We start from the raw sequence: 12,269 nt of genomic DNA on the forward strand, positions 1-12,269 counted from the left end.
CGATCAACCGCCGGGAGGCCCATGGACCTTTACATCGCACCGCTCAGACGCGCCGTGGAACAACTGGATGAGGGTTTGCGGCGCAGCCTGCTCGACCCGGGCGACCTGCTCATACGCGACGGGCTCATCCACCGCTTCGAATTCACCTACGACCTCGCTCTCAAGGCCTTGCACCGCTGCCTCGCGCTGGCGTCGGCTCAACCCCAGGACGTGGCGGCGATGAGCATGGAATCGCTGGTGACCTTGGGCCACGAGCAGGCGCTGCTGTTGGGCGGCTGGCCGGTGTGGCGCACCTGGAGCGACCTGCGCGCCCACACCGGCCACACCGACGAGGAGCCCATGGGCCCGGAAGTGGTGGCCGCCGTGCCGCGCTTCCTGGACGAGGTGCGCCACCTGCAGCGGCGGCTGGCGGGGCGGGTGGTGTGAGGGCTCAGCGCCGCGCCATGACGTCCATCGGCGCCGCGGGCGAGATGAAAGGCGCGGGGGCCGAGTCATACCCGCGTCGGTACGCGTTGCCGCTCGTATAAAAAACCTCGCCACGCGCGATGGCCTCGGCCAGCTCGGCTTTCACCTGCTCGCGTGTCTTGCTGCCGGAGGCGGCCAGCGGCCCGGGAGCGGATTCGTGGTGGAACGGGTACGTAAAGGACGGCCGCACGCCGCTGTTGTTCACCTCGCCCCGTGCCACGGCCTCGGCCAGCTCGGCCTTCACCTGCTCGCGCGTCTTGGCGGTGCTGCCGGCCAACGGCGGCACGGCGGATTCGCGGTAGTAGCTCGACAGCTCCGCGGCCTGCGTGTTGAAGGACAGCAGTGCGGCGGCGGTGGCGGCCAGGACGGTGGTGATCAGCGTGGCTTTCATGGCGGACCTCTCCAGGGAGTGACGACAGGGTCCAGCGCCGTGGTTTCGTTTCAAGAGTGAATGTCCCGGGCTGGTGAAATGAAGTTTGGGCGCCGGGGGTCACGGGGGATTCAAGGAAAGGTCACCGTTTGGTCACGGTTTCTCATTGGTTGGGGGGTGCGAGAAGGGCCTCGCGCCAGCCTTTGGGCCGGGCGCCAACACGAGGTCACGTTTGCATCACCGTGATGGGCCATGCCGGGCTCCAAGCCGGGCGAAGATGCGCGCCGCCATGAACATCGTCATCCTGGGTGCCGGACGCGTGGGAGAAAGCGTCGCCGAAATCCTCGCCTCGGAGGCCAACGACATCACCGTCGTGGACACCGACCCGGCGCGGCTGTCGCTGTTGCAGGACCGCTTCGACCTGCGCGGCGTGGCCGGCAACGGCGTGCAGCCCTCGGTGCTGCGGGACGCGGGCCTGGCCGACGCCGACCTCTTCATCGCCTGCGCGCAGCTCGACGAGACCAACCTCGTGGCCTGCAAGCTCGCCCGCCAGCTCTTTACCGTGCCCACCACCATCGCGCGGCTGCGCAGTCCCGAGTTCTCCGAAGGCACGGCGCTCACCGCGGGGCCTGAAGGCTTCGGCGTGGACCGCGTCATCTGCCCCGAGGAATCGGTGATGCGCACCATCTGGCAGCTCATCAAATACCCCGAGGCACTGCAGGTGCTGGAGCTGGCGCAGGGCCTGCTGAGCCTGGTGGCCGTGCGCGCCGTGGCCGGCGGCCCGCTGGTGCGCCACCGGCTGGAGGACATCCCGCGCCTGGCGCCGCAGGCCGACATGCGCGTGGTGGCGATCTACCGGCAGGACAAGCCGGTGGCCGACGTCTGCGGCAACACCTGCATAGAACCCGGCGACGAGGTGTTCGTCCTCAGCCGCACCGGGCAGCTGCGCGCCGTGCTGGGCGCGCTGCGCGAGCGCGACCGGCCCGTGCGCCGCGTCATGATCGCCGGCGGCGGCCGCGTGGGCCTGCGCCTGGCGCGGCAGCTTCGCGGGGAGGTGCAGGTCAAGATCGTCGAGGTCAGCCGCTCGCGCTGCGACTACCTGGCCACGCAACTGCCTGGCGACGTGCTCATCCTCAACGGCGACTCCACCGACGAGGAGCTCATGGGCGACGAGAACGTGCAGGACATGGACCTCTTCCTGGCCCTCACCAGCGACGACGAGGACAACATCATGGCCTGCCTGCTGGCCAAGCGCATGGGCGCGCGCCACGTGCTCGCGCTCATCAACCGCCGCGCCTACGCCGACCTGGTGCAGGGCACGACCATAGACATCGCGCTGTCGCCGGCACAGGCCGTCATCGGCGAGCTGCTGGCGCACGTGCGCTGGGGCAACGTAGAGGCGGTGCATTCGCTGCGCCATGGCACGGCCGAGGTGCTGGAGGCCGTGGTCAGCGGCGACCAGGCCACCAGCCGCCTCGTGGGCCGGCGCATAGAGCAGATCCCGCTGCCCGCGGGCGCGCAGATCGGCGCCATCGTCCGTGGCCTGCCGCCGCGCGGCGAGGCCGAGCCCGCCACGCCGCGCGGGCGGCGCGGCATGCTGGCGCTGCGCGAACGCCGCGCCGCCGGTGCCGACTTGGGCGGCGCCCAAGTGCTCATCGCCCACCACGACACCCTGGTGCAGGCCGGCGACCACCTCATCGTCTTCCTGCCCAACAAGAAGCAGGTGCGCGAGGTGCAGAGGCTGTTCCAGGTCTCGGCCCTCTTCATCTAGCGCCAGGGGACGCGCCCTTGCGAAGCCTGCTGCCCGTCCTGGCCGTGCTCGGCGGCATCGTCATGCTGTTCGCCGCCACCATGCTGGTGCCACTGGCCTTTGCCTTCCTGGGCGGCGACGCGGCGCTCTACGCCTACGACGGCGCCATCGCCATCACGTTCACTAGCGGCCTGGCCCTGTACCTGCTCGGCCGCCGCTCCCGCCGCGAGCTGCAGCCGCGCGACGGCTTCCTGCTCGTGAGCCTGGTGTGGACGGTGCTGCCGGTGTTCGGCGCGCTGCCGCTGCTCTTCCACATCGAGGGCCTTTCGTTCACCGATGCCTACTTCGAGGCGGCGTCCGGCCTGACCACCACCGGCGCCACGGTGCTCACCGGGCTGGAGCGGCTGCCGCTGTCCATCAACGTCTGGCGCTGCCTGATGGTGTTCATCGGCGGCATGGGCATCCTGGTGCTGGCCGTGGCCATCCTGCCGCTGCTGGGAGTGGGCGGCTCGCAGCTCTTCAAGGCCGAGACGCCGGGGCCCATGAAGGACCAGAAGCTCACGCCGCGCATCGCCGAGACGGCGCGCGGGCTGTGGACCATCTACTTCGTGATGGCGCTGGCCTGCTTCCTGGCCTACCGGCTGGCCGGCATGAGCTGGGCCGACGCCTTCATGCACATGTGCACCACCGTGAGCCTGGGCGGCTTCGCGGCCTACGACGCGAGCTTCGGCGCCTTCGACTCGCCGGCCATCGAGCTGGTCGCGACCGTCTTCATGCTGCTGGCCGGCATCAACTTCGCGCTGTACTTCGTCGCCTGGCGCCGACGCAGCCTGCGCGGGCTGTGGCGCGACCTGGAGGCGCGGGTGTACTTCGCCCTGCTGGCCGCGGCGGTGGCCGGGTTGACGCTGTACCTGATGGCGCACCGCGTGTACCCGGATTTGGGCCAGACGCTGCGCCACACGGCCTTCCACGTCGTCTCCATCGCCACGACCACCGGCTTTGCCACGCGCGACTACGCGCAGTGGCCGCCGTTCGCGCCGCTGCTGCTGCTGTTCCTTTCGTGCTTCACCTGCTGCGCGGGCTCCACGGGCGGGGGCATCAAGCTCATCCGCTCGCTGCTGCTGATGAAGAGCGCGCAGCGCGAGTTCAAGCGCCTGGTGCATCCGCGCGCGGTGGTGCCCATCACCTTGGGCGGCGCGGCCGTCGATGCCAACGTGCTGCAGTCGGTGCTGGCCTTCATGCTGGTCTATGGCGCGGTGATGGTGGGCGCCACGCTGCTGCTGCTGTTCTCCGGGCTGGAGGTGGTGACGGCCTTCACCGCGGTGCTCTCCAGCCTCAACAACACGGGGCCCGGGCTGGGGCTGGTGGGCCCGGCGGGCACGTTTCAGCCGCTGACGGATTTCCAGGTCTGGGTCTGCACCATCGCCATGCTGCTTGGGCGGTTGGAATTGTTTTCGATACTGGTGCTGTTCACGGCCGCTTTCTGGCGGAAATAGGCCTACGTCCCGCTTGGCGGCGGGACCGGTATTTCCGCCTCACGGCAGCAGCCCATGGCAGTTGGGAGCGCACAATTGCGCAATCTTCTGAGCCGGCCATGACAAATGGCCGGTATCGAGATGCCTTTCCGCAAAACAGTTGGCAGGCACGGGCCGGCCCTTGAAATAACCCTGCATCTCATCGCAGCCGATATTCTGGAGCACCTTGTACTCTTCCTCGGTTTCAACGCCTTCGGCCACAACCTTCAGCTTGAGAGAGCCTGCCAACAGAACAATCGCCTTGACTATCGAATGGTTCTCGTGGTCTGAAGATATATTGCGAACAAAACTCTTGTCGACCTTCAGCGTGTCCAAGGGCAGGCGCTTGAGATGGCTCAGGCTGGAGTAGCCGGTGCCAAAATCATCTATGGAGATGCGCACTCCGATATTCTTGAGTTTCTGCAGAACCGCCATGGAATGCTCGACCTTGCGCATCATGCCGCTCTCGGTAATCTCGATTTCGAGAAGCTCGGGCGCCAAGCCGGTTTGTTCCAGCACGGTTGCGACCTGATGGACCAAATCGTCCCGTTCAAGCTGCATGGGGGAGACGTTGATGGCCACCGAGATGGGCGGATATCCGGCATTTTGCCAATCACGGCTTTGACGGCAGGCCGTCTGCAATACCCATTCGCCTATGCCCCCTATCAGGCCAGCCTCTTCCGCCATGGGAATGAATTCAATCGGGCTCACCAGGCCGCGCTTGGGATGGCGCCAGCGTATCAGCGCCTCCGCGCCCACCATCCGGCCGGTACGCAAATCGTACTTAGGCTGGTAATGCAGCAGCATTTCCTGGTTTTCGACCGCGCGCCGCAGGCTGGAAACCATTTCAAGGCCATCGGTGACGACGCCGTTCGAGTTTTCAGAGAAATACTGGGAGTTGTTGCGCCCAAGCCGCTTGGCCTCGAACATGGCGGCGTCCGCATGCTTGAGCAGCGCGGTGGAGTCGGTGCCATGGGCGGGAAACATGCTGATGCCCACGCTGCAGGTCACCTGGACTTCCATGCCGTTGACGCTCCAGGGCTTGGCCACATCGGCCAGCACGCGCTGCACGGTGCTCTCGACGGACTTGTCATTGCTCTGGTTGACGAGCACCAGCACGAATTCATCCCCGCCGAGACGGGCCACGGTATCGCTTTCGCGCACGCAATGCCTGAGGCGCTCGGCAATGGTGAGCAGCAGCTCGTCCCCCACCTGATGGCCCAGGCTGTCGTTGATGTACTTGAATTTGTCCAGGTCCAGGAAAACCGTCGCCACACATTTGCCTTCCTGCCGCGCCCGCTCGATGGACTGGTCCAGGCGCTCTTGCAACAGCGCCCGATTCGCCAGTTTCGTCAAGGGATCGTGGGTGGCCTGGAAATGGATCTTCGCCTCGTTGGCTTTTCTCTGCGTAATATCTTCGACCGTGCCCTCGTAAAATAAAAAATTGCCGGCCTCGTTGCGTACCGCGCGGGCGTTTTCAGAAATCCAGATGACGGACCCATCTTTTCTGTAGACGCGCGATTCGAAATTGGAAACGATGCCGTGCTCGTCCATGATCTTCATGAATTCGAGCCGGCGTCCGTTGTCCACGTAAAGTTGCGACCCTATATCGCGCAGGTTGCTGATCAACTGGCTGGGAGAGTCGTATCCATACGTACGCGCCAGGGCGGGGTTGACGGCCAGGTAACCCTGCTCCAGGGTGGATTGATAAATGCCTTCGACGGCATTTTCGAAAATGCTCCGATAGCGGCGTTCGGCTTCCAGCAGATCTTCGTCGGCCTTTTTCCGCTTGGTGATATCTTGAATGATGCCTTCAAGTATGGAAATGCCCTGGTCACCTCGCTTCACCGCAGTGCCGCGGTCGGAAACCCAGCGAATATCACCGTCCTTGCGGAGGATGCGGTATTCGATATCGTAGCGCCGGCTGTTTTCAAGCGACGTTTGGATGGCCAGTTCAACGCCGTCGCGATCATCCGGGTGGATGATGTCATAGAAGGCAATGGCTTTTTCACCAAGCAATTCAGCCGGCAGGTGGCCGGTCAGCGCCAGGCTGCCCTGGCTGACGAACTCCATGGTCCATGCCTTGTCGGCAAGGCAGCGATAAACCATGCCATCAATATTGGCCAGCAATGCTTCGAGCGAGTGAATGCCCATGATGGGCTGCTTGCTCGTTGCGGCGGTATCGATGATTGGATTTGCCATGGTGCGCGTCACTCAACATTCTTCAAAAGGTGCCCTGGCGTCAGTGTGCTTCAATGTTTTTTTCTGGAGTTGCCAACGCAAGTGGCGTGCCTTGCAGCGCACGGCGGATACGGGCTGAAACAGGTGCAATCTTCGCTGCGCTGTCCCGGTGACGGTGCGCAAGAGGGCAAACCCTGTAATTTGCGCACCGATTTGGGTGCACGGATTGTGCGGAGCACGCTGTCCGGATGGACAGGTTTTGGCTATTTGGCGCAGCCGGTCTCGAAAGCGTTTGGGTGTCTGTGCAAAAGGGGACCGATTGGGCCGGGCATGAACGCAGGAGTATTGGAAATATCCGGCCTGCAAACTTCCGTGGTATTTCGTTGTGCCCGGCAAATTTCAGCGTGCCATCGGCGGCGCCTCCGGCTCCACCTCGCTCACGGCGGTCTCGGCCGCGGCCTGCCGGCTGGCCACACCCTTGGCCGCCTCGGCCGCCAGCGCATCGCCCTCGCGCCGCGCGCCGGCCAGCATTTCACCCAGCCACTGCGTCAGCAGCGCCGTGTAGGCGCGCTGCGACACCTCGCTGGTCAGGCCGTGGTCGGCGCCGGCCAGGCAGCGGTAGGTCAGCGAGCGCGCCTGCAGGCAGGCTTCGCGGTAGCTGGTGATCACGGGGTGCGGAACGATGTCGTCGTGCTCGGATTCGACGATGAGCACGTCGCCCTCGAAGTCGGCGCAGGCGCGCAGCGCCAGGTTGTCCTTGGCCTTGATGAAGCTGCGCCGGTAGGCCTTCAAGTCCTGGTCCTTGTGCAGTTGCACCTTGGGCACTTCCCAGCCGCTGTCGATGTAGAGGGCCGGCACGCGCAGCGCCAGCCAGCGCACCTTGCGCTTGGTGGTGAGGATGGTGGCCAGGTAGCCACCGTAGCTGCTGCCCACCACGGCAATGGCGTCCGGGTCCACGTGGGGGTGGCGGGCCAGCAGGTCGTAGGCGGCCAGCACGTCGCGCAGGTTGCTCTCGCGCGAGACGGATTCGCGCTGCTCCTGCGTGTCGGCATGGCCGCGCAGGTCGAACGTGAGGCCCACGCAGCCCAGCGCGGCGATCTCCCGCGCGCGGGTGAGGTACTGCCGCTGGCAGCCCCCCCAGCCGTGCACGAAAAGCACGCCGGGCATGGCGGTGCCGGGGGTGATGACGGTGCCGTCTATGCTCGTGGCATCGACCTCGATGTCCACGGCCTGTTCTCGGGTACTCATGGTTTGGGCGCTGCTCCTGCCTGGAAGTGGATGGCCGCGCCGCGCGGGGGCGTGTGGGTCAGTCCTCGTGCAGCAGGGCGTATTTGGTGATGGGGCCCACGTGCTCGTCCACGCCGCGGTAGTAGAGGACGGCGCCGTCAGGCAGCGGATCGAATTCGCCATGCGCCTCCACCGTGGAGGCGCGGGCGGTGTGGCGCGCGGGGGCGTCGCACAGGGCCTGCAGCGCGGCCACCTCGGCGCCGCTGGCGCCGCCCATGCGCCAGGACTGCTCCAGCACGCCGGCGCAGAGGGTTCCTGATGCATCCAGCCCGCGCACCACGTCGTAGTTGGCGCGCGAGGCCAGGAAGCCCGGGAAGCAGTCGCGTGCGGCCTCGTGATACGTGCGCGCCAGCGCCACGGCGTGGCGCGCGCCTTCGTCGTCCGCGGCCAGGTTTTCCAAGGCCTCGAAGCCGCCGCGCACCACGGTGAGCGTAGAGCCGCCATAGACCTCCTGCCCAAGCCGGTTGAGGGTGTTGCGCTGCGTGCCGAAATAGCTCGCCACCAGCGAGCCCAGGCGCAGGAAACCGATGCTGTAGGTCTGCACGTCGGCGGCCAGGTTGCGCTCCAGCACCAGGCCGTGCTGCTCAATCTGCTCGGCCGGCAGGGCAGCCAGCGCCGCGTCCAGGTCGGCTTCGCCGTGCAGCACGGACTGGCCCGCGCCGCCAATGCCGCAGGCGGGCTTGAAGCGCACGGGGCCGCCCTGCAGCAGCCGCTGCGCGGCCTCGCGCGCATCCGCCACGCTGAAGACGGACCAGCCCGGCAGCACGCTGTCGCGCACGCGCTCGTTGAAGTCGGGGTTCCAGCCGCCGGGCGCGGCGGCATCCGGCCGCAGCAGGCCGTGGGTAATGACCTTGGTGGCGACGAAGGGGTAGGGCACGACGCCGCCGAATAAATCCTCCTCGCCGCGTATGCCCAGGCGCCGGGCCGCTGCCAGCGACATCAGCGTGTCGTTGGGGATGACGTAGCCCAGGCTGGCCATGCCGTCGGCGCCCTCGGCCAGCTCGCAGCCCATGAGCGCGGCCAGCCGCTGCGCGATGCCGCGCTGCGTGACGAGCTCATGCTCGCGCGCGTCGGCGCGGCAGGGTACGAAGGTGAGGCGCCGGTGCGGCGTGAGCGCCTGGCGCGGCCCGGCGGGCAGGACGCCTTGGGCCAGGTCGAAGGGGGGATGCCGGCCACCGGCCGACGGGATGAGGACAGCAGTGCTCACGATGAAATACCCCGGTGCGGTCGGCGCAGGCGGCCGGATTCACCGGGATCGGCAAGGGCTGTGCCCGCGAACAGGGGGTCTGGTGGCCGGACCGGCGCGCGTCCATCGGGCTGGTCTTCAACGCGAGAGGTGGAGCAGCCGCATGAGCGTGGCCGCGTTGCGCTGCCCTTGGTCCTCGTGGTTGTTGTTGAACACCACGTGCACGGCGGCCACCTGCGCGGCCAGCTCGCGCAGTTTTTCGGCAAGGCCGCCCAACTCCGCGTCGCTGTAGTCGTAGTTGAAACGGTCGGAGGCCGCCGTCGTCGGCCCGGCGACGTTCCAGCTCTCGGTGTTGCGCCCGTGCAGGCGCAGCAGCGCCACGGCGGGGTGGGTGGCTTCCCAGAGCGCCGGCACGCTGTTGCTGAAGCCCTGCGGGCCGTCCACCACGGTGTGGACGAGGTTCAGGTCGCGCAGCATGGCCAGGGTGTCGGCACGGTGCTTGTCGTCGAACCAGCTCTTGTGGCGGAATTCGACGCTCAGGGTGTGCTGCGGCATGTGCGCCACGCAGTCGTGCACGTGAGCGATGCCGGCCGGGTTGCACACCACCCAGGGCGCGAACTGGAAGTGCACCAGGCCCAGGCGGTCGGCGTCCTGCAGCGGCTGCAGCGCGTGCTGGAAGCGGCGCCAGAACTCGGCCTGGATCTCAGGCGGCACGTGCTTCCAGTAGAGGTTGCGGCCTTCCGGCCAGTTCAGGGCGCGTCGCAGGTCTTCGTGCAGCACCTTGGGTTGCGTCTGGTGGCCGGTGAAGAGGCGGAAGGCCTTCACGTTCATGGTGAAGTCCGTCGGCGTGCGCTCGGCCCACAGTTGCGCCGTGGCGGGCGAGGGCATGGCGTAGTAGGAGGAATCCACCTCCACCAGCGCGAAGCGCGAGGCGTAAAAGCGCAGCCGGGCCTCGGCGGTGGTCGCCTCCTTGGGATAGAAGCGGCCGCTGTCTATGAGCGACTTGTCCGTCCAGGACGCGGTGCCGACGAGGATGTTGAGCTTGCTGCCCATGCCGCACCTCCGGTGGCGCCTTCAGCCCTGTTCCAGCGCCCGCGCCGCGCCCAGCAGCGCCGGCTCCTCGGCGCGTATGACGAAAGTGGGGATGGCGCCCAAGTAGTCGCGAAAGCGCCCCTTGGCCTCGAAGGCGGCGCGGAATGGCGAGGACGCGAACCAGTCGCCCAGCTTGGGGACGATGCCGCCGCCCACGTACACCCCGCCGCGCGCGCCCAGCGTGAGCGCCAGGTTGCCCGCGGCGCCGCCCAGCAGCGCGCAAAAGCGCTGCAGCGCCTCCACGCATTGCGCGTTGCCGCCGGCCAGCGCCTGGTGGCTGATGTCGGCGGCTTGCAGCGGCTGCGCCGGAGCGCCGTCCAGCGTGGCGATGGCGCGATAGAGGTTCTCCAGGCCCATGCCGGAGATGACGCGCTCGGCCGAGACGTGGCCGAACTCGCGCCAGAGCACGCGCAGGATGTCGGCCTCGCGCTCGCAGCAGGGCGCCATGGAGGCGTGGCCGCCCTCGCCGGGCAGGGCGCGCCAGCGGCCGTCGCGCTCGCGGACGATGGCGGCCATGCCCAGCCCCGTGCCGGGGCCTATGACGACCTTGGGTGCGCCCTCGACGGCCTGGCCGCCGCCCACGGCGTCGAGCTGCTCGCCCGCCAGGCCCGGCACGGCCAGTGCCAGCGCCTCGAAGTCGTTGAGCATGCACAGGCGGGTGAGGCCCAGCGCCTGGCGCGTGGCTTCTATGGAGAAGGACCAGTGGCTGTTGGTCATGCGCAACCGGTCGCCGCTGATGGGGTTGGCGATGGCCACGGCCGCCTCGCGCAGCACGGGCGAGCCCAGCGGCGCGAGGTAGGCGCGCACGGCGGCGGCAAGGTCGGCGTGGCCCGTGGTGGAGAGGGTGCTGGCGGCCTGCAGGTGGCCGAAGTCGTCCAGCAGCGCGAAGCGGGCGTTGGTGCCGCCCACGTCGCCCACGAGGCGCAGGGTGTCAGGTGCGGGCTGCATGGCGGGGCCTCATCAAGTCTTGAGGGGTGCGCAGCATCGCATGCGGCAAGGAGGGCGAAGACGCCGCCGCACCGTTGTGCAACGCCAAAGGCGAGCGCGCAACGAAAAGGCCCTGGTTCCGTAAGAAACCAGGGCCTTCGTGTTTGGTGCCGGTGAAGAGAGTCGAACTCCCGACCTTCGCATTACGAATGCGCTGCTCTACCAACTGAGCTACACCGGCGGTGTCAAGACAGCTATTGTGGCACGGGTTTAAGGGGGAATGCAAGCGTTTCGCTTGAAATTTTTCAAACCCGTTTTTGCGAGGCTGGCGGCGGGGGGAAGTCACGGGGCAGGGCGGTGTGCGCGTTGGTGTTGGCGCACATCGCGGCAAGCCCCGTGCCGATGGCGATCAGTCCGTCGCCGCCGGCCCGGGCCTCAACGAAAGGGCCTTACTTCTTGGCCGCTTCCAGGTGGTAGCCCGTGACGACGTCCACCTCGTTCTTGGAGCCCAGGATCACGCTCACGCGCTCGTGCAGCTTGGAGGGCTGGATGTCCATGATGCGCTGCTGGCCGTTGGTGGCGGCGCCGCCGGCCTGCTCGACCAGGAAGGCCATCGGGTTGGCCTCGTACATCAGGCGCAGCTTGCCGGGCTTGGCCGGCTCGCGCGCGTCCCACGGGTACATGAAGATGCCGCCGCGGCACAGGATGCGATGCACGTCGGCCACCATGGAGGCGATCCAGCGCATGTTGAAGTCCTTGCCGCGGGGGCCGGTGGTGCCGGCCAGGCATTCGTCGATGTAGCGCTTCACCGGCGCGTCCCAGTGGCGCATGTTGCTCATGTTGATCGCGAATTCCTTGGTGTCGGCCGGGATCTGCACGTTCTCCTCGATGAGGAACCAGCCGCCCAGCTCGCGGTCCAACGTGAACATCACCACGCCCGCGCCCACCGTCAGCACCAGCGTGGTCTGCGGGCCGTAGACGCAGTAGCCCGCGGCCACCTGCGACTTGCCGGGCTGCAGGAAGTCGGCTTCGCTCACGCCCTCGTGGTCGGCGCCCTTCTTGAGCACCGAGAAGATGGTGCCGATGCTGACGTTGACGTCGATGTTGGAGGAGCCGTCCAGCGGATCGAACAGCAGCAGGAATTCGCCCTGCGGGTAGCGGTTGGGGATGATGTGGATCTCATCCATCTCCTCGCTGGCCATGGCCGCGAGGTGGCCGCCCCACTCGTTGGCCTCGATCAGCACCTCGTTGGAGATGATGTCCAGCTTCTTCTGGACCTCGCCCTGCACGTTCTCGCTGCCGGCCGTGCCCAGCACCTCGCCCAGCGCGCCCTTGTTGACCGCGATGGCGATGCGCTTGCAGGCGCGCGCCACCACCTCGATGAGCAGCCGCAGCTGCGCCGGGATGTTGTCGTGCTCGCGCTGCTGCTCGACCAGGTATTGGGTGAGACTGACTCGCTTGCTGCTCATGGTGCTGCCTCCAGTGGTGATCGAATGT

10 protein-coding genes and 1 tRNA gene are annotated in these 12,269 nt (G+C 67.2%); 3 read left to right on the forward strand and 8 right to left on the reverse strand.

Annotation, left to right across the window (positions count from 1 at the left end):
• Positions 1-21: 21 nt before the first annotated feature.
• Positions 22-426, forward strand: a complete 405-nt coding sequence (locus tag SM757_RS11935; protein WP_066332640.1) for a nucleotidyltransferase substrate binding protein — start codon at positions 22-24, stop codon at positions 424-426.
• Positions 427-430: 4 nt separating this feature from the next.
• Here the strand turns inward: SM757_RS11935 and SM757_RS11940 are convergent, their stop codons facing one another.
• Positions 431-856: a DUF4148 domain-containing protein gene (locus SM757_RS11940; protein ID WP_066332643.1), complete on the reverse strand. Its 426-nt coding sequence runs from the start codon at positions 854-856 to the stop codon at positions 431-433.
• 268 nt (positions 857-1,124) lie between these two features.
• Between SM757_RS11940 and trkA the strand changes: the two genes are divergently transcribed.
• Complete coding sequence (gene trkA / locus SM757_RS11945) at positions 1,125-2,606, forward strand: Trk system potassium transporter TrkA (protein ID WP_066332647.1); 1,482 nt, start codon at positions 1,125-1,127, stop codon at positions 2,604-2,606.
• Positions 2,607-2,623: 17 nt separating this feature from the next.
• The gene (locus SM757_RS11950) at positions 2,624-4,081 is read left to right on the forward strand and encodes a TrkH family potassium uptake protein (RefSeq protein WP_322465618.1); all 1,458 of its coding nucleotides are present in this window, start codon (positions 2,624-2,626) and stop codon (positions 4,079-4,081) included.
• 39 nt (positions 4,082-4,120) lie between these two features.
• Here the strand turns inward: SM757_RS11950 and SM757_RS11955 are convergent, their stop codons facing one another.
• The 7 genes from SM757_RS11955 to SM757_RS11985 all read right to left on the reverse strand — a co-directional run bounded on the left by SM757_RS11955 (position 4,121) and on the right by SM757_RS11985 (position 12,241).
• On the reverse strand, positions 4,121-6,313 hold the full coding sequence (locus SM757_RS11955) for a sensor domain-containing protein (RefSeq protein ID WP_322465619.1): 2,193 nt from the start codon (positions 6,311-6,313) through the stop codon (positions 4,121-4,123).
• Positions 6,314-6,679: 366 nt separating this feature from the next.
• Entirely contained in the window at positions 6,680-7,528 is an 849-nt protein-coding gene (locus tag SM757_RS11960; RefSeq protein WP_066332654.1) for an alpha/beta hydrolase family protein, read from the reverse strand.
• 58 nt (positions 7,529-7,586) lie between these two features.
• Positions 7,587-8,774 (reverse strand): DUF3182 family protein, encoded by a 1,188-nt coding sequence (locus SM757_RS11965; RefSeq protein WP_322465620.1) that lies wholly within the window; start codon positions 8,772-8,774, stop codon positions 7,587-7,589.
• Positions 8,775-8,891: 117 nt separating this feature from the next.
• Entirely contained in the window at positions 8,892-9,806 is a 915-nt protein-coding gene (locus SM757_RS11970) for a DUF72 domain-containing protein (protein ID WP_322465621.1), read from the reverse strand.
• Between the two features lie 21 nt (positions 9,807-9,827).
• On the reverse strand, positions 9,828-10,793 hold the full coding sequence (locus SM757_RS11975; protein ID WP_322465622.1) for a glucokinase: 966 nt from the start codon (positions 10,791-10,793) through the stop codon (positions 9,828-9,830).
• A 144-nt stretch (positions 10,794-10,937) separates the two neighbouring features.
• A tRNA-Thr gene (locus SM757_RS11980) sits at positions 10,938-11,013 on the reverse strand.
• A gap of 208 nt (positions 11,014-11,221) precedes the next feature.
• Positions 11,222-12,241, reverse strand: a complete 1,020-nt coding sequence (locus SM757_RS11985) for a class 1 fructose-bisphosphatase (protein WP_322465623.1) — start codon at positions 12,239-12,241, stop codon at positions 11,222-11,224.
• Between the last annotated feature and the right edge of the window lie 28 nt (positions 12,242-12,269).

It is taken from the genome of Azohydromonas lata, assembly GCF_034427735.1.
GTDB classification, from domain to species: domain Bacteria; phylum Pseudomonadota; class Gammaproteobacteria; order Burkholderiales; family Burkholderiaceae_C; genus Azohydromonas; species Azohydromonas lata.

Coding starts and splice junctions, on each gene's coding strand:
- SM757_RS11985 (WP_322465623.1), bottom strand. CDS start 12,241: ATGAGCAGCAAGCGAGTCAGTCTCACCCAATACCTGGTCGAGCAGCAG.
- SM757_RS11935 (WP_066332640.1), top strand. CDS start 22: ATGGACCTTTACATCGCACCGCTCAGACGCGCCGTGGAACAACTGGAT.
- SM757_RS11975 (WP_322465622.1), bottom strand. CDS start 10,793: ATGCAGCCCGCACCTGACACCCTGCGCCTCGTGGGCGACGTGGGCGGC.
- SM757_RS11970 (WP_322465621.1), bottom strand. CDS start 9,806: ATGGGCAGCAAGCTCAACATCCTCGTCGGCACCGCGTCCTGGACGGAC.
- trkA (WP_066332647.1), top strand. CDS start 1,125: ATGAACATCGTCATCCTGGGTGCCGGACGCGTGGGAGAAAGCGTCGCC.
- SM757_RS11940 (WP_066332643.1), bottom strand. CDS start 856: ATGAAAGCCACGCTGATCACCACCGTCCTGGCCGCCACCGCCGCCGCA.
- SM757_RS11960 (WP_066332654.1), bottom strand. CDS start 7,528: ATGAGTACCCGAGAACAGGCCGTGGACATCGAGGTCGATGCCACGAGC.